The sequence below is a fragment of the Pseudoalteromonas sp. NZS11_1 genome (genome assembly GCF_015864275.1).
Lineage (GTDB): Bacteria > Pseudomonadota > Gammaproteobacteria > Enterobacterales > Alteromonadaceae > Pseudoalteromonas > Pseudoalteromonas arctica.
In genome coordinates, this window is the sequence record NZ_JADYXK010000011.1 from 1 (window position 1) to 17,978 (window position 17,978).

14 protein-coding genes are annotated in these 17,978 nt (G+C 38.1%); 9 read left to right on the top strand and 5 right to left on the bottom strand.

Annotated elements, in window-relative coordinates:
* Nucleotides 1-331: 331 nt before the first annotated feature.
* The 3 genes from I6F44_RS09695 to I6F44_RS09705 form a co-directional block, all read right to left on the bottom strand.
* Complete coding sequence (locus tag I6F44_RS09695) at nucleotides 332-2,467, bottom strand: TonB-dependent receptor (RefSeq protein ID WP_197173688.1); 2,136 nt, start codon at nucleotides 2,465-2,467, stop codon at nucleotides 332-334.
* Nucleotides 2,468-2,540: 73 nt separating this feature from the next.
* Nucleotides 2,541-3,611, bottom strand: coding sequence for a PepSY-associated TM helix domain-containing protein (locus tag I6F44_RS09700; RefSeq protein ID WP_197173689.1), 1,071 nt, complete (start codon nucleotides 3,609-3,611; stop codon nucleotides 2,541-2,543).
* Between the two features lie 57 nt (nucleotides 3,612-3,668).
* The gene (locus I6F44_RS09705) at nucleotides 3,669-4,544 is read right to left on the bottom strand and encodes a cation diffusion facilitator family transporter (protein ID WP_197173690.1); all 876 of its coding nucleotides are present in this window, start codon (nucleotides 4,542-4,544) and stop codon (nucleotides 3,669-3,671) included.
* A gap of 257 nt (nucleotides 4,545-4,801) precedes the next feature.
* On the opposite strand from I6F44_RS09705, the gene I6F44_RS09710 reads away from it, so the two are divergent.
* From I6F44_RS09710 to I6F44_RS09745, 8 genes are all read left to right on the top strand, one after another.
* Nucleotides 4,802-9,565: a PAS domain-containing protein gene (locus I6F44_RS09710; protein WP_197173691.1), complete on the top strand. Its 4,764-nt coding sequence runs from the start codon at nucleotides 4,802-4,804 to the stop codon at nucleotides 9,563-9,565.
* Nucleotides 9,566-9,577: 12 nt separating this feature from the next.
* On the top strand, nucleotides 9,578-10,060 hold the full coding sequence (locus I6F44_RS09715) for a GNAT family N-acetyltransferase (RefSeq protein ID WP_024608844.1): 483 nt from the start codon (nucleotides 9,578-9,580) through the stop codon (nucleotides 10,058-10,060).
* A gap of 79 nt (nucleotides 10,061-10,139) precedes the next feature.
* The gene (locus tag I6F44_RS09720) at nucleotides 10,140-10,646 is read left to right on the top strand and encodes a hypothetical protein (RefSeq protein WP_197173692.1); all 507 of its coding nucleotides are present in this window, start codon (nucleotides 10,140-10,142) and stop codon (nucleotides 10,644-10,646) included.
* Between the two features lie 16 nt (nucleotides 10,647-10,662).
* Complete coding sequence (locus I6F44_RS09725; protein ID WP_197173693.1) at nucleotides 10,663-11,274, top strand: superoxide dismutase; 612 nt, start codon at nucleotides 10,663-10,665, stop codon at nucleotides 11,272-11,274.
* Between the two features lie 75 nt (nucleotides 11,275-11,349).
* A complete protein-coding gene (locus I6F44_RS09730; protein ID WP_197173694.1) occupies nucleotides 11,350-12,702 on the top strand; it encodes a DNA-3-methyladenine glycosylase 2 family protein in 1,353 nt (450 codons plus the stop codon).
* Nucleotides 12,702-13,172: a methylated-DNA--[protein]-cysteine S-methyltransferase gene (locus I6F44_RS09735; RefSeq protein ID WP_197173695.1), complete on the top strand. Its 471-nt coding sequence runs from the start codon at nucleotides 12,702-12,704 to the stop codon at nucleotides 13,170-13,172. The genes I6F44_RS09730 and I6F44_RS09735 overlap by 1 nt, the downstream gene beginning before the upstream one ends.
* 75 nt (nucleotides 13,173-13,247) lie before the next feature.
* Nucleotides 13,248-14,090, top strand: coding sequence for an amino acid ABC transporter substrate-binding protein (locus I6F44_RS09740; RefSeq protein ID WP_197173696.1), 843 nt, complete (start codon nucleotides 13,248-13,250; stop codon nucleotides 14,088-14,090).
* Between the two features lie 296 nt (nucleotides 14,091-14,386).
* Entirely contained in the window at nucleotides 14,387-14,980 is a 594-nt protein-coding gene (locus I6F44_RS09745) for a thymidine kinase (protein WP_007582344.1), read from the top strand.
* Here I6F44_RS09745 and ltaE read toward each other — a convergent pair.
* Together ltaE and rlmF are read right to left on the bottom strand one after the other, a co-directional pair.
* Nucleotides 14,954-15,958, bottom strand: coding sequence for a low-specificity L-threonine aldolase (gene ltaE, locus I6F44_RS09750; protein WP_197173697.1), 1,005 nt, complete (start codon nucleotides 15,956-15,958; stop codon nucleotides 14,954-14,956). The genes I6F44_RS09745 and ltaE overlap by 27 nt on opposite strands.
* 40 nt (nucleotides 15,959-15,998) lie before the next feature.
* Entirely contained in the window at nucleotides 15,999-16,931 is a 933-nt protein-coding gene (gene rlmF, locus I6F44_RS09755; protein WP_197173698.1) for a 23S rRNA (adenine(1618)-N(6))-methyltransferase RlmF, read from the bottom strand.
* Between the two features lie 128 nt (nucleotides 16,932-17,059).
* Here rlmF and I6F44_RS09760 point away from each other — a divergent pair, with 128 nt between their 5' ends.
* On the top strand, nucleotides 17,060-17,962 hold the full coding sequence (locus I6F44_RS09760) for an alpha/beta fold hydrolase (protein WP_197173699.1): 903 nt from the start codon (nucleotides 17,060-17,062) through the stop codon (nucleotides 17,960-17,962).
* The last annotated feature ends 16 nt before the right edge of the window (nucleotides 17,963-17,978 follow it).

Genomic DNA, 17,978 nt, shown 5'->3' on the forward strand with positions numbered 1-17,978 from the left:
AAGTAATAATCTTCACTAAAAGACCGTATATATGACAGCAAACCTGTCCCTGCTATCGTTGAATGACACCTTGCAATACTGGAGGAGACCATATATGAACTCTGGATAATAAATCTATCTCGAGCAGCTATTTTCAGCGCTAACTGCGTTGAATTTACTTGCAATAGGCTAGCTATTGACGCGTAAAGTCGCCTTGTTTTCACTGAGAATCTCTGGCTAGAGAAAATCAATTTAAATATCTCCATGATTCTATACGTCAGTAAATCTCTTAACCAGAGCTCAGGTTAAGCATATAGGCATGCAGGGCATGCCTATAGTGTGTGTTTATTTGTTAAAATTGGTATGTAGCACCCAATGTTGCAGTTGTGCCTAATCCTTTAATGTTGTACCCACCGTAAGTATATGCTTGTGCGCGGGCTGGGTAGTAATCACTATTGAAAAGGTTTTCTATTCCCAAATAGCTACTCCACTTGGCGTTAACATTGTATTGGCCACTTAAGTTAAATGTGTTGTAGCTACTAACAGGGCCCTGATCGCCGGAGTATTGGCCTTGTGCGTTTTTATCAAAGCGCTTTCTGTCGCCTACGTATAAAAAGCTCATTGCAAGTGATAGTTCGTCATTTGTTTGCCATGTTACATTAGCTGTTGCTTTAGGTGGGCTAATTTGGCTTGCGCCTAAATAGTCATCTGTCTCGGTGTTTTTACCTTCAACATAGCTGTAAGTAGCACTTAATTTAAGGTCTTGGGTAATAGTGTAGTTAACTAGTCCTTCGTAACCCCATATTTCTTGTGGTGCACGCACGGGTTCGTAAACACCCGTTACTTCATTATATTCACTACTTGTACCAAGCTCTGAGGTACTTCTGTAAAGTGCAAATTCAAAACGCACGTTTTCAAACTGTGAGGTAAAACCAACTTCGTAATTATCGATTATTGAAGCTTGGGTTTGAATAAGCGCAATATCTTCAACGGTCGCAGAGCGAAGTAGGCGACCAATATCAGAAATGTCAGAGCCCTGTGAGTAACTAAAAAATGGACTAAACGCCTCTGTTAAATTGTATTTTATACCAGCGTTATAGGTTGTCGCGTCGTAATTAATACTGTCGCCACGCACACTCAATGGCACTGAGCATTGTGATTCGGTTCTGCACAGTTTTAATGTTTGATAATCACTTACGCTCAAATCGATGCTTTCGTTTCTTACGCCTGCTTTTAGGATAATATCATCGTTTATTACCCATTTTGTTTGTAAAAAGCCGGCAATACTTTCCATGTCCATTTCTGGCACCCACACTCGGCCATCTACTAAAGGTTGCGATGTTTTATCGTTTAAGGCATCAATGCCGTAGATTAGGGTGGCTGTTACATTTTCAAAATCAAACTGGCTATTAAACGTGGCTCGTGCACCTTGTTTATCTGACTTAATAACCGATTGACCACCGCTGTAACCTTCATCAAGATTGGCTAAAGCGGTTGAGAAAAAGAACACGTTTTCTATATTTTGTTTATATAGATCGAGGGTCATTTGTGTGTTTTCAAACAGCGCGTAATCAACATATTTTAGGGTTATATTCTCGTTGCCTTCAGGGCCTTGCGGTTTACCTTGTTTTTGAAGCTCTAAAGGGACGTGTATAGCGTATGTTTTTTCCCCTATATTGCCATCGCCAGTCACATCGCCTAAGTCTGTTTTTTGTTGTGAGCTGTAAAAGTTGTAGCTAAACTGAAGTTGTTTTTCGTCGTCAAAATCGTAACTTAACTTTGTAAAGTAGTTTTGAGTTTCAGAATCAGATAAACCATATTGCAAGCCTAAAATATCGCCCTGTGCATCGCGTTGTACGCCGTTTTCTTCATAGCTTGCTGTTAGTAGATAGCTTAGTTTATCAAGTTTACCGTTCACTGCTGCTGATATTCTACCGCCGCCACTTTCTGCTAACTTAACAGCGCTAAAGCGACTTGAAATACTTATTTCGCCTTCCGGTTTACCATCACTACGCGCTTGTTTTGTTATGTAGTTAATAATGCCACCTGAGGCACCATTACCATAAATAGAGGTTGCTCCTTTTATGACTTCAATGCGCGCTATTGCGCTTGCGTCTAACGTTTTTACACCTAATGAACCATTACGAAGAGGGGTTGATTGCGGTACGCCATCAATCATTATTAATGGCGCGCGACCACGCAGTGTTTGTCCTGAATTACTTGAGCTGCCAGTGTTAGGTGCAAGGCCTGGAACCATTTGCGCGAGTAAACTCCCCAGCTCTGAGCTTACTTTTAAATGCTGCTGTATTTGTTGCTGATTAATAACGGTAATTGAGGCTGGTACTTCGTCAATGCTTTCTGATATTCGGCTGCCAGATACAATCACATGCTCTAACTGATCAGAAGTGTATTCATTTTTATTATTTTCATTTGCTAACGTGTTAGCACTTATTGCAACAGCAATAAGGCAAAGCGAAGTTTTTAACATGGGAGGGTCTTAGTTGATAATAAGTTGCGTAATGGTAATTATTATCAACTAATGACGCAAGTGTTAATGAGATTTATTTCCATTTGTGGCGTTTTAACCAAAAATACACACCGCTTACAATAAAAAATGCGAGTGAAAGGGCTATTAATAACCATAAAAACTGCACTATAGGACCTGCAAAATCACCAATGTGAAATTTATACTTAAAGTTCCATGCTTGTGTTGTGAAGTTGGTTTTACTGGCGTCAAATGAGTTTAATACTTTACCAGTAAATGGGTTAGTCCAAACCCAGCTGTAAGCATGGCTTTCGCCAGGGTTTTGCATTCTCAGTGCAATTGCTTCGTCATCTTTTTTAGGCAAGTAAATTCTATATGTTTTGCCATCAGGGAATACGCTCTCGGCATTTTTTATTGCTTCGTTATAATTTAAAACAGCTTGAGAAAGGGGGATTATTTTTGGCGCTTTAGGTCTTTGCTCTACTTTGTTAAACGTTACAAATTCTAATACAGATTGAGTTTGTGTTTTCCAGTTAAATGCCATGCCAGTAAAGGCAATAAGCATAAGGGGTATAAAAAAGTAAACACCAAGCACGGTATGTAATTGATACATGAGCACTCTAAATTTGGCTTTTGGTTTTATAGCTAAACGTTTAACTCTGTTTTTTGGTTTTACCCATAAGTAAAAACCAAGTAATACATTTACTAGCAGCAGCAATGCACACACGGACATCCAATTTCGAAAGGTTTTTTCACCCTTACTGTTTTCAAACAACAGCCAGCGATGTAAGCCTTGGGCAAACCCATAAATAGTATCGGTTGATTCATAGACGTTTAGTACACTCCCTGAATAGGGATTAACACTAGCGTAGTGTTTATTAGCTAACCTAAACTGCCATGTGGCGTCCGGTGCTTGCTCTGGCATAAAAAAAGTAATTTTTTGCTTAGTTTGAGTTTGTACATTTTGTATAAGCTCATCGTAATGCATAAAAGTAGCTTGTGGTGCTACTTGCCATTTTGCGGGTTCTATTAAGTGCTGAATGTCTTTTGCATAAATCATAACAGCACCGGTTAAGCTCACTATTAATAAAAATAGTCCGCTAATAAGGGCAAGGCCTAAATGAATTCTACGTAACCAAATTTTCAAAAACGGTATCTCATTATGAGTTAATGCTAATATTGTAAATGATAATACGAGCTGTTTTCAATTAAATAGTGATGTATTTGGTTGGATTTCTATTATGCAATTTTCGATATTATAATTATCGTGTAAGAATATTTTTATGGCTTGCAAATTAATCGCTTGCTGAGTGCTAATAATAAGCTCGCAGTAGCTTTCTTTATCGTCTAATTGCCAAAGCTTAATACTGGTTACCGATTCGATATTAAATTTACTACTAATAGCATCCGATATTGCGTGTGTGTCGATATTGTCAGGCGCTGCTTGCATTAAAACTTTGCAGCTTTGTTTTAAAAGTAAAATGCCATGATAAATTACATACATAGAAATAAGTACAGTGGCGATTAAATCAACAATATACCATTGATATAAAATAATTAAGGTGCCAGCAATGATTACCACAATAGATGCCATTGCATCTGATACGTTATGAATGAAGGCTGCTTTTATATTTATACTGTGATTTGCACCAGCTCGATAGGTTAAATACGCTGTTGCTAAATCAATCACTAACGCTATTGCGGCCACCCACACAACTATCCAACCATTAATTGATTGAGGGTTTAAATAACTCGAAATTGATTCAAAAATTAAATACACACCAATTATTATTAGTGTACTGCTATTAAAAAGAGTGGCGAGTATTTCAGCGCGTTTATAGCCAAAGTGATGAGTGTCATCAGCTGGTTTATTACCGATTTTTCGTGCAATCAAGGCTATAAATATAGCGGCGGCATCACTTAAGTTGTGAAGTGCATCTGCTATAAGTGACAAACTGCCCGAAAATAACCCACCAATAACTTGGGCTATGGTTAGTAATACATTAATAAAAACTGCAACGGTGAGCTGCTTATTACTTTGGTTTTCGTCTACATGACTATGTGAATGATCGTGCGCCATTGCCATAATCCCTTCAAATACATTGACTGAATATTGCTTATATCATGGGTGGTTTAAAACAGCTACAGAAGTTGTCGCGTACATGAACGTAATTTTAAGTTAATGATAAAGGCGTATTTTATTAAATGCGTGAATTTAAGTTTGTCGCGCTAAATGTCGAGTTTTTAAGGAGTTTACGGCTCAAAACTTGCGTCTTTATATATTTAGTGCATTAATGTAAGTAATATTAAATGATTAAAAGCTGCTGGGTATTAAGCATGGACAAAGGTTTAAACTTTGGTGAATTAACAGGTAAAGGACAATCTGTTCGAAGTAAGTTAATTATAACCTTTATAATTATAGCTTTAGTGCCACTTTGTATACTTACGTGGTTTAGTCTTGAACACGTAAATCGCACCCTTAAACAAAATGCAGACACCGAACTTAACGAGCTTAATAATATAGGCAAGCAATTTGCTGATATTTGGTTTGCAGACCATGTTAAAGATTTATATTTGCTTAGGTCACAACTTGATATTAGCTCTGCTAAAAAACAAAAATTAATAAATCAATTTGTTGAGCAGTATGACTTCGTTAATCATGTAGAGCTTATAGATATAAACCTTGTTAACTCACGACCTTTATCACCTTTTTTTGATGTTATTAAAGAGCAGCGCTTTGACGACATACGCACAGGTATTAAAAATACAGGCAAGATTCAGTTTCGGTCAATGACTGCCTCAGGGCGCGACTATCATATTATTGGCTTGCCAGTATTAAATGATGAAAATAAGTTACAAACAATATTGATCGCAGATATAAATTTAAACGGCTTATTAAATAATTTAAGTAAAATACACGCTGCTAATAAAGACATAACATTTTATGTTATGTACAAAAATAAAATTCAAAAAAGTAATAATTCAGACGATACCCAACCACTATTTTTCTCTCAAAACGGATCACCAACACAACGTGTTTTTACTTATAGTGATAAGAATGAAGTCACTTTATATGGGTATATTAATTCATTAGAGTTTTTAAATGAATCTGGCTGGCAGCTACTCGTATCAAAACCAAAAGAAGTCGCACTACAAGGCGCCAATTATTATAAGCAGCTTGCTGTATTGACTAATACGGGGGCGTTATTGCTTATATTAACGCTGTCTTGGTGGTTTGGTCGCCGGCTTTCTCAGCCTTTAATTAACTTAGCTAAAATTGTTGAAAATATTACAAAAGGCGATTTGGTTAAAGTTCCAATAATAAACGACAGTATAGAGTTTAATCAGCTTTCATTAGGTCTTCGTAAGTTAGTGGACGTAAAAGCAGAGCAACAAAGTATATTACAAAAACAACGTTCGGCACTTCAAATTGCATTAAAACAATTAGCCGAGCAAAAAAGCGCATTAGATGAACATGCAATTGTTGCTGTAACCGATTTGCATGGCACTATTACTTTTGTAAATAAGAAATTTTGTGAGATTAGTGGTTTTGATGAGCATGAATTAATAGGCGAAAACCATCGCCTTTTAAATTCGGGAAAACACGAAAAAGAATTTTTTAAAAATATGTATAAAACGCTTAAACATGGCGACATATGGAACGGGCAAATATGTAACAAAGCTAAAAATGGTGATTTTTATTGGGTAGATACGACCATCGTGCCATTTTTAGATGAAAACGGTAAACCACAAAACTATATCGCTATTCGTACTGACATTTCAGCACTTAAATTACAAGAGCTAGAGCTTGAACAGCACAAAACACAGTTACAACTAGTGATTGACTCAACAGCCGTGGGTATTTGGGATTGGTATATCGATTCTAAAAAAGTGACATTTAATAATCGCTGGGCCGAGATTATAGGTTACAAACTCAGCGAGCTTGAACCATGCACTATAGATACTTGGTATACCTTTGCTCACCCTGATGATTTAGCTATATCGGAGAGAAAACTTCAAGCGTATTTTGCCGGCGAGACTGACTATTATGTTAGCGAAGCCCGCATGAAGCATAAAAATGGAGATTGGATTTGGGTTCTCGATACTGCAAAAATAGTTGAGTGGAATACCGATGGCTCTCCAAAACGTATGATAGGTACGCATTTAGATATATCTGATCAAAAATCTACACAGCATGAACTGCAAGGAAGTCGAGATAGGTTTGCATCTTTAGTATCAAATATACCGGGCATTATTTATCGATGTAAATTTGATGACAAATTAAGCATGCTTTATATGAGCGACCAAGCGAGTGAAATAACAGGCTATTCGCCTGATGAGTTGATACATAGCGAAGCCATTAACTTTTTTGATTTAATATGCAAAGACGATTCTAAAAAAATAAAAGCTGAAATATTAAGCTGTGTCGGCGCCAAGCAACCATGGTCTGTTGAGTATAGAATTACAGCTCGCGATGGTTCCTTGCATTGGGTAAACGAAAAAGGCCAAGCGATTTACGCAGATGATGGCAACATATTGTATTTAGATGGGTTTATTTTAGATATTACGGATCGTTACAACACTCAATTAGAAATAAATCGTCAGCAAAATTTACTCGAATCAATGAGTAAGCAAGGTCAGATTGGCGCATGGGAAATTGACTTAGAGGCGCATACGCTTTATTGGTCTGATGAAGTTAAAGTTATTCATGAGGTACCAGAGGGTTATGAGCCTAGCATAGATACCGCAATTGATTTTTATAAACCAGGAATACACCGAGACACTATAAGTACCTTGTTTGAATGCGCTGTGACTTTGGGTGAAAGTTGGAGTGTTGAGCTTATTATTTTAACTTATTCGGGGCAGGAGCGTTGGGTTAAATCAATGGGTCAAGCAGAACTTAGAGATGGAAAATGCGTACGTGTTTTTGGCTCGTTTCAAAGTATTGATGCGCATAAGCGACTTGAACTCGAAAGCGAAAAAACAAACAGGTATAACAAAAATTTAGCCGCACTTACTGTTGCCCCTGAAGTACAAAACAGTAATGTAGAACAAGTTAAAAAGTTAGCAGTTAAATCTATGTGTGAAGTGCTAGATATTGCTCGCGCTTCGGTATGGATTTTTAACGATAAACGGGATGTGATGACATGTCATAGTTTATACATTAAAGGGCAAGGTTTTGTAGATACAAATGCTGTTTTAACTGCTAAAGACTACCCTGCATATTACAACGCCATTTATAAGCAAAACTTAGTAGCTATTGATGATGTTTATACGCACCCAGCAACTGCTGATTTTATAGAAGCGTATGCAAAACCACTAAATATTAAATCGATGCTTGATGCAGTGATAGCAACTGGCGATGGTAATTTAGGTATTTTGTGTGCTGAAACGGTAGACGAGCACCACAATTGGACGCAAAGCGAAGAAACGTATCTTCGATCATTAGCTACTTTAGTGGGAAGTACTTTAATTTCTCAGCAGCGCAAAGTAATTAGTGAGGAGTTAAAAGTAGCGCTTGTTAAAGCTGAAGATGCAGCGCTTGCTAAGAGTCAATTCTTAGCAACTATGAGCCACGAAATAAGAACGCCAATGAATGGTGTGCTCGGTATGCTAGAGCTTGTTCAATTAGAATCATTACCTAAGCCAATAGAGACAAAAGTAGACATTGCCAAAACAAGCGCACATTCTTTATTAGCCGTGATTAACGATATTTTAGATTTTTCTAAAGCCGAGGCTGGTAAAATCGAACTTGAAGAAATTAACTTTAATGGACGAGATTTAATTGGCGAAGTTGCCGCCGCGCAAGCATTTACTGCTCAAGACAAAGGCATTGAAATAATTTTAGATTTGTTAGCCTTGGAGCCTTCGCAATTATGTGGTGACCCCGGGCGAATTCGCCAAGTGCTTACTAATTTACTGAGTAACGCCGTTAAGTTTACGGCTAAAGGCGAGGTTGTGGTAAGTGCGAAAATTAATAAAGTGGTTCAAGGTTTAGAATTTGTTGTAAGTGTAAAAGACTCAGGCATAGGAATAAGTGAAGACAAACAACAGCAATTATTTACTCCGTTTTCTCAAGTAGATGCATCAACAACGCGTGAGTACGGGGGCAGTGGCTTAGGGCTTGCCATCTGTAAACAACTTTGCGAGTTAATGGGAGGAGCTATTTCTGTCACTAGCGAAGCAGGTAAAGGAAGCACCTTTACCGCCTCTATAATGCTAACACCGGGAGATCAAAAAGAACGTTATATTCCTAATATTAATATGGAAGAATTAACTGTTTTAGTTGTTGATGATAACGAAACAAATAGAATAGTAATTTTACAGCAGCTTGAACACTGGGGCGCGAAAGTTGTTCTGGCTTGTGACGCACACCAAGCACTTGATATGTGTGCGCAGCAATATAAAAGCGAAAATTGCATGTATGATATTGCAGTGCTTGATATGCAAATGCCAGGAATGGATGGCATAGAGCTTTGTAAAGCATTAAAAGCACATGAACATTATAAATCAATGCCACTTGTAATGATGACTAGTATTGCTGGTATGGAAGGCGCTCAGCGCTATTCGGATGCTGGTTTTCAGGCATATTTCCCTAAACCAGTAACCACCGCCGATTTAATTTCTGCACTGTCTGTTATTACGAGTAATGGAGCAGGAGAAGTGCTTCCACTCGTTACGTCAGGTTATATTTCGTCACTCAAAAAAGAAAAGGTACAGGAGTCTTCCCAAATATTATTGGTAGAAGATAATCCCATTAACCAACAGGTGGCTAAATTAATGCTCAAAAAGCTTAATTGTGATGTTACGATTGCCGGGAATGGTCAACTGGCAATTGATATATTAGAAGCGCATGATTCAGGGTTCTTTGAGCTAGTACTTATGGATTGCCAAATGCCTGTTATGGATGGTTTTGCTTCAACCGCGGCTATTCGCAAAGGATTAGCGGGTGAACAACACAAAAATATTAGAATTATTGCTATCACCGCCAATGCAATGGACTCCGATAAAGAGCGTTGTATTACAGCTGGAATGGATGATTACTTGAGTAAACCTATTCAATTAGATATTTTAAAAGATAAATTAGAGCAGTATATTTAAGGTAAAAATACAATGAGCCAACCCGTTATAATACGTGATGCAAAACCAAGTGACGCAAAAACAATTTTGCACTTTATTACCGAACTTGCCATATATGAAAAAGAACCTGATGCAGTAAAAACAGACGAGCAGGCAATATTAGATACTCTGTTTAGTGAAGGTGCAACTGCGCACAGCATAATTTGTTTAGAAGGTGATGAGCCAATTGGTTTTGCGGTATATTTTTATAATTACTCTACCTGGTTAGGTAAAAATGGCCTATACCTTGAAGATTTATACGTAAGCCCAGATAGCCGTGGCAATGGCGCAGGTAAAGCCATTATGAAACACTTAGCTAATAAGGCCATTAGTAATGACTGTGGTCGTTTTGAATGGGTAGTGCTTGATTGGAATAAACCCGCTATCGATTTTTACAATAGCATTGGTGCAAAGCCACAAAACGAATGGATTATATATCGCTTAACAGGGCAGGAATTATTAGACTTCGCTAAATAGTTAATGAAAATCATTTGCATTTAGTTTTGTGGGTGTGTAAGTTAAATACACACTCATAAATAAACGTGCAGATGATTATATGATCTCAAGTCAAAAACAACCCCACTCAGATTTACTTTATCTTGATCAAGCATTAAGCCCTTGGCAGTCGAATATAATGCAAGGTAATTATGCATTTGAACAAGGTGCACTTCTCGAAGCCCGCGATAAATACTTATTAGCTAAAACACTTGCAGATCATCTTCTTCAGCAATTTTTATATGCTCAGATTAATAACACTGTCATTCATGCTATTGAGCACTGTATACCCGCACTTGTTGTTGCGTCACATAATTTAGCTGATACCTATATAGCTATGCAACAGCCTGAAAATGCATGCAAATGGCTATGCGAAGTACATTTAACACTCTCTTCATTAATTAAGCATACTCATTACGATATACAAAAAGTGAGTAAGCACCATTACATTAAAACTTTCTCTGAACTTGTATCATTTGCAAGACGCTATCATTTTTTACCTGAGCTAATAGAGCAAGTGAATTTTTACTTATGCTCTAAAGACTCAACAAACAGCCTGCTACATTAAAATAAAGGAGTAATTTATGGCGTTTACATTGCCAGCACTTGATTATGAATATGATGCGCTTGAGCCTCATTTAGACAGCAAAACGATGCATATTCACCACACATTGCATCATCAAACGTATATCAATAAAGCCAATGCTGCTTTAGCAGATACCGTATATGAAAACGTAAATGCTGAAAAATTACTTAAGGGAATAAACAGCCTGCCTAGTAATTTGCAAAAAGCAGTACAAGAGCATGTAGGAGGGCATTTTAATCACAGCTTATTTTGGCAAATAATGAGCCCACAAGGAGGAGGTGAACCTGAAGGTATTGTGGCTCAGGTTATAAATGAGCAACTAGGCAGTTTTGATAAATTTAAAGAGGAATTTACAGCCGCGGCAATTAGCCAATTTGGTAGTGGTTGGGCGTGGTTATGTGTAACGCCAGATGAAAAGTTGATTGTAGAAAATAGTGCTAATCAAGATTGCCCATTAATGCAGGGAAATACACCTATTTTGGGGCTCGATGTATGGGAACATGCTTATTACTTGAAGTATCAAAACAAACGCCCTGAATATATTGCTGCATTTTATAATGTAATTAATTGGCAAGAAGTACAAAGGCGTTATTTATTGGCTATTGGTTGAGTGCCGAATATGGCTAGTAATGTGAGTTTTTTTGTATAAGCTAGGCTCTATAAGGTTTAATTTATAGAGCCGTTTATGGACACTTCACATTGGCAAAAAGCACGTCAGAGCCGCGATCCACGTTTTGACGGGCTTTTTTACGTAGCGGTAAAAAGTACCGGTATTTATTGCAGACCTATTTGCCCTGCGCCAACGGCTCACGAAAAAAACGTTGCTTATTATCAGTTTGCCCATAATGCGGCGCAAGATGGTTTTAGACCCTGTATTCGTTGCAGGCCCGATAGTGCCCCTGGCAGCGCAGCATGGCAGGGTACAAAAACGACTGCACTTAGAGCAAAACAGTTAATAGATCAAAATGACGAGCACGACTGCGAAAAATTAGCAGCTCGTTTAGGTGTAAGTAGTCGTTATTTAAGACAGTTGTTTAAGCAGTATTTTGGCGTGTCGATTACGCAATATCGATTATTTAACCAATGTCACTTTGCTAAAAAGCTGATTCAAGAAACACATTTACCCCTTACCGAAATAGCGTTTTCCGCAGGTTTTAAAAGCATTAGGCGCTTTAATGATGCATTTTTACAGCAGTTAAATATAGCTCCCTCGAAGCTGCGCAGTGGCGATAAAAAACCAACGTCAACACTCACTTTAACCCTGCCATTTAGGCCGCCTTATAATTGGCCTGCTTTGCAGGGCTTTTTACAAAGGCGCTTGATAAAACCAATGGAGTGGATAACACAAACGAGCTACGGACGTACTTTTGCAAGTGAGGAATACAAAGGAAGCTTTACCGCTGAATTTATAGCGAGTAAAAACCACTTTAGTGTATCTATCAATATAGACAATACGTTGTACTTACAACCTGTTATAAATAATATACGCCGTGTGCTTGATTTAGATGCCGATATTAATTTAATTCAAACGCATTTAAGCGCCAATATAAACAATGCGTTTACAGTGTGTGAAGGGCTCAGGCTTCCAGGGATTTGGTCAAGTTTTGAAGCCGGTATAAGGGCGGTACTCGGACAACAAGTGAGTGTTACTGCGGCGCATAATTTAGTAACAAAGTTAGTTGACGAATTAGGCGAAAAAGAGGGCGATCCCGTTTATTTTCCTACAGCTAAAATTGTTGCTAATAGTGATTTTGCATTTTTTAAAATGCCACAAGCACGCAAAAATGCGCTACACAACTTAGCCCAGTTTTGTGCACTAAATCCTGAAAATGACGATTTAGACGAATGGCTTAATTTAAAGGGAATTGGTCCTTGGACGGTAAATTATGCAAAGTTGCGAGGGCAAAGCCAGCCCGATATCTTACTTGATGGCGACTTAGGTGTTAAAAAAGCTCAAGCGGCGGCAAACCCTTTCGTACCTGCTAACAGCGCTCCTTTTCGCTCTTACTTAACTTTTCAACTTTGGCAGCAATTATAATGATCATTCAAACATCAATTTCGAGCCCTATAGACGACATAATTATTCAAGCGACCGAGAAAGGCGTGAGTTACGTTGGGTTTTATCCACCAGTTGAACACCCTCATACGCCATTTGAGCAAGTTACTAACAAGGCGGTGCTTATTTGCGTTGCGCAGTTAAACGAGTACTTTGCAAAGAGTCGTACTACTTTTGATGTACCACTTGATACAAACGGTACAGCATTTCAACAAAGCGTATGGCAAGCACTATTAACGGTACCTTTTGGACAGTCGCAAACATACGGCTATATTGCAAACCAACTCAATAACCCAAAAGCAGTGAGGGCAGTAGGCGCTGCGAATGGTAAAAATCCGATTAGTATTATAGTGCCTTGCCACCGAATTATTGGCGCAAATGCAAAGTTAACGGGCTATGCTGGTGGGCTTGATAGGAAACTTTGGTTGCTGAAACACGAAGGATTAATGTAAATTAATTTAACGAATATTTTGTATGTTTAGTTCTACATACTACACTGTAGATTTAGTTTATAAATAAAAATCACTATGAAAATTAGAACGTTACTTTATATTTTTGTTTTGAAGTGTATTGTTTTTTGCGATGGCGTTACGGCCAAAGAATTACTTTTTTGTTATGAAGATAAAAACGCAGCACCACTATTTTTAGGTGTTGATAAGGCTATACCTATTGATCAACCTGATGCCTCAGTTGAGGTTTTAAGTTTATTAGATAAAGCGATTGATGGTGTTGAGATTAAGTTTGTTAGAAAACCATGGCGTAGATGCTTAAGCGATTTAGAATTTAATCGAGTTAATGCTGTTATTGCCAGTTACCGCAAAGGACGAGAAAACGTTGCTGTTTACCCTGTTGATCAGCAAGGTAAGTTACAAGATGACTATGCAGTAAGTGAATTTAGTAGCTGCCTTATAGGGCGATATAAATTTCATAAAGAATGGGAGACTCGCGAAGTATTTCAAAATAAAGCATTTACTATAGCTATTCCTAATGGCTATGGACTAAATAGCGCGTTGAAAGAAGAACCATTTTTTATTCATAATACGTTTTCTAAAAGCAAAGCTTTTGAGTTGCTAGATAAGGGCGTGGTGCAGGCGAGCGTTGATCTGTGCCAAGTTGATGGCTTAAAAGTGTCGAGTTATCCGTATGAGGGTAATAATGTTAAACCTATTTATCCCCCTTACGAAACCAGCCATGGTTACCTTGTTTTTTCAAAAAAATTCTACGAAGAAAATAACACTCTAAGTTGGGAAATGTGGCAATGGTTATCAAAGTTTGAAAGTGCACCTATCTATATTAAATATTTACAAACACTTAGGGCCTGTTTATCTTTCGAGGTTGAATTTGCAGCAGACTGTTTGGTATTTAGGTAAGGCAGAGTCTATATAGTGTGGTTATTCCCCATAAATAGGCGATAACGCAGCATAAATGCCAAACATGCGCTGCCCGAAGGGTTCTGCCTAGGGGCAATTTACTCTTTGTTGTTCGGTTTTTACTTAGCCCGCTAGGTTACAAACCTCACGCCGCGATTAAATAGCCCCTAGGTTGAACAAATTTTAATCCTGAAAGGTCAACAGGCCCTAATAACCTCATTAAATTCGCGTTTGTAAATTGGTATTAATTTAATATTAAGGTAGCATAAGCGCACTTTTTATAAAATGGCACCGCAATGGCTCAATTATACTTTTACTACTCTGCAATGAACGCGGGTAAATCAACTACGTTATTACAATCTGCATTTAATTATAAAGAACGTGGCATGGAACCTGTCATCCTTACTGCAGCCATTGATGATAGACAAGGCGTAGGTAAAGTATCGTCTCGTATTGGCTTGCAAGCTGACGCGCATGTATTTGATGCTAGTAAAGATGTATTTGATCTTATTCAATCGCTTAACAACGACAAAAAACGCCATTGTGTGTTAGTTGATGAATGCCAATTTTTATCAAAAGAACAAGTAATGCAATTAACCGATGTGGTTGATGAGTTAGGTATACCGGTATTGTGTTATGGCTTGCGTAACGACTTTAGAGGCGAGCTATTTATAGGGTCGCAATATTTGCTTGCGTGGGCTGATAAGTTAGTTGAGCTTAAAACTGTATGCCACTGTGGACGTAAAGCAAACCATGTACTGCGTACCGATGAAAATGGTGAAGCAATAGCCGATGGTAACCAAGTAGAAATTGGCGGCAATGACCGATATGTTTCGGTATGCCGCAAACATTATAAAGCCGCGTTAAATATGGGCCGACAAAGCATTTAAAAATGTATCAATATCTTCGCGCGTAATATCTAAGTGCGTTACTAGCCTAAGCTGCTTGCTTGGGCTAAATAATATACCTTGTTGTTTAAGCGCCTCAGCAATCTCTTCAATATTTATACTGTTAGTGTATGTTGCGTAAACCATATTAGTGGTGTTACTCATATCGACAGTAAAGCCACTGATTTCACTTAATTGTTGAGCCAAATAACGTGCATTTGCATGATCGTCTTTTAAGCGCTCTACATTGTGCTCAAGTGCAAACTGCCCGGCAGCTGCAAGCATTCCGGCTTGGCGCATACCGCCACCAAGTACTTTTCTCCATCGTCTTGCTTTATTAATAAGTGCTGGTGAGCCTAATAATAAAGAGCCTACGGGCGCCCCCAAACCTTTAGATAAACAAATAGAAATTGAGTCAAAGTGTTTTGTAATTTCAGTGATATCAATATCTAGCTCAACAGCGGCATTAAAAGCACGTGCGCCGTCTAAGTGCAGCGCTAAATTATGCGTATTAACAAAGTCACGAGCTTGGGCTAAGTACTCAAGCGGGAGTACTTTTCCGCCTATGGTATTTTCTAAGCTAAGTAATCGCGTTTTTGCAAAATGGCAATCGTCTGGTTTTATAGCTGTCGCTATTTTACTAAAAGGTATACTGCCATCAGCATCGTTTTCAATAGGCTGTGGTTGCACAGACCCTAAAACAGCTGCGCCGCCGCCCTCAAACTTATAGTTGTGAGCATTTTGGCCACAAATGTATTCGTCACCTCGCTCACAATGCGCCATTATTGCAAGTAAGTTGGCTTGTGTACCTGAGCTACAATAAAGTGCGGCTTCAAAGTTAAAACGCTTGCACGCATAAGCTTCTAGTTGGTTAACGCTTTCATCATCACCGTATACATCGTCACCAACCGGTGCGCTGTACATAATATCGCGCATTTCTTTTGTTGGTTTTGTAACTGTATCAGAGCGAAAATCTATCATGATTGCCTTATCCTTTTTATTGTTTTTAATAAAATTGGTACTAAGCCAGCTCGCTACAAATTTGCTCACGAGTGTCTTTATCAAAGTAAGTCCATGCAATAAAGCGGCTGATTTTTTGACCTTGTGCCATATCAACTATTTTATATTGTGCTATTGGGTGGGCTTTTAATACTTCTTCAAGAGCTGCAATATTATCTTTTTTGGATACTAACGACGTAAACCACAGTACTTGCTCTGCAAAGTCTTCGCTCTCTTTAATCATGTTAGAGATAAACTGTACTTCACCGCCTTCACACCATAATTCATTATTATGACCACCAAAATTAAGTGCGCTACTGGGTGTTTTTCCTAGGTTTTTCCACTTACGTTCACTGCCTTTACTTGCCTCTTCTTCGCTTGCATGAAACGGAGGGTTACAGAGCGTTAAATGATATAGATCTTTTTGATTTACAACGCCTTTAAAAATATGTGATGCGTTTTTTTGTTGTTTTAGGATTATTTTTAAACCATTAAACTGAGCAATTTGCTTTGCTATTTTTACCGAAGCTGGATCAATATCAGTCCCTGTAAAATGCCACTTATATTCACTTGTACCAGTAAGCGGATAAACTAAGTTAGCGCCAGTACCAATATCAAGCACTTTAATTTGCTTACCTAAAGGTATTTGTTGTTGGTTATCATCACTTAATAAATCGGCTAAGTAATGAATGTAGTCAACACGCCCAGGTATAGGTGGGCATAAATTATGCTCAGGAATATCCCAAAAATCAATATTGTAGTGAGCTTTTAAAAGCCCTTGATTAAGTGTTTTAACGGCTTTGTTATCACTAAAATCAATGCTTTTAGTGCCTGCAGGTGTGGTTATAACAAAAGGCAGTAGAGCAGGGTGCTCTGTTGTTAATAAATCGAAGTCGTACCCATTTTTATGTAGGTTACGAGGGTGTAGTTTTGAACGTGTATTATTTTCTTTCATGGCTTCATTTTAACAACAGATATGATGTGGTGATTGTAACAAATGCTGATGAGTAAAGTGCAGACATTTCCTTTGGTATATTTAATATTACTGGTAGGATGAGTTGAAAATAATAAAAAGGAATAACTGTGGCAATTTCTCAGCAATCAATAATTATCAATTTAGACGCTCACCAAACACTTCATTTACGCCGTATTAGCGATGAAGGTCAGCAAGGGCCTATCGTATTTTTTATGCATGGAGCTGTAGAAAACGGTAAAATTTTTTACACGCACTCCAATAAAGGGCTCGCACCATTTTTAGCTGAGCATGGATATTGTTGTTATGTTGCTGATTTACGTGGCCGAGGTGATAGTAAACCGGTTATTTCAAGTGACGCTAAGTACGGGCAAACTGAAGCCATTTTAGAAGACATCCCTACCTTTATTAAGCAAATAGAGTTGATTGAAGGCAAGAAGCCTGACTACTGGGTTGCTCACTCTTGGGGCGGGGTATTGATGAACAGCGCGTTTGCACGTTTTCCAGAATATATTAATGATGTAAAAGCGTGTGTGTATTTTGGCTCTAAGCGCTCTTTATTTAATAATCATCCTCAAAAATTATTACAAGCCAATTTAATTTGGTATTTTATGGCACCTTTACTTGCTAAAAAACACGGCTATTTAAATGCTAAAGGTTATAAGTGGGGAAGCGATAACGAAACTCAAAAGTCGCATTATCAAAGTATGCAATGGGCTAAAAAGAAGCCATGGATAGATTCTGATGATAATTTTGATTATGCAAAAGCTCTAAACAACCTGCATTTACCGCCAACGCTTCATATTGCTGCGGTAAAAGATAAAGCATTAGCGCAACCAATCGATATTCAAAAATTTATGGACGAATCAGGGCCTGGCATTCAACAAATGCGAATTTACGGTCGTAAACACGGGCATAATTTTGATTACGATCATATTAATATGCTTACCCACCCAAGTGCGCGTGAAGATCAATTTAAAGATTTACTTAATTGGTTTAAAGCACATCTGTAGGACCTGTTGACCTTTC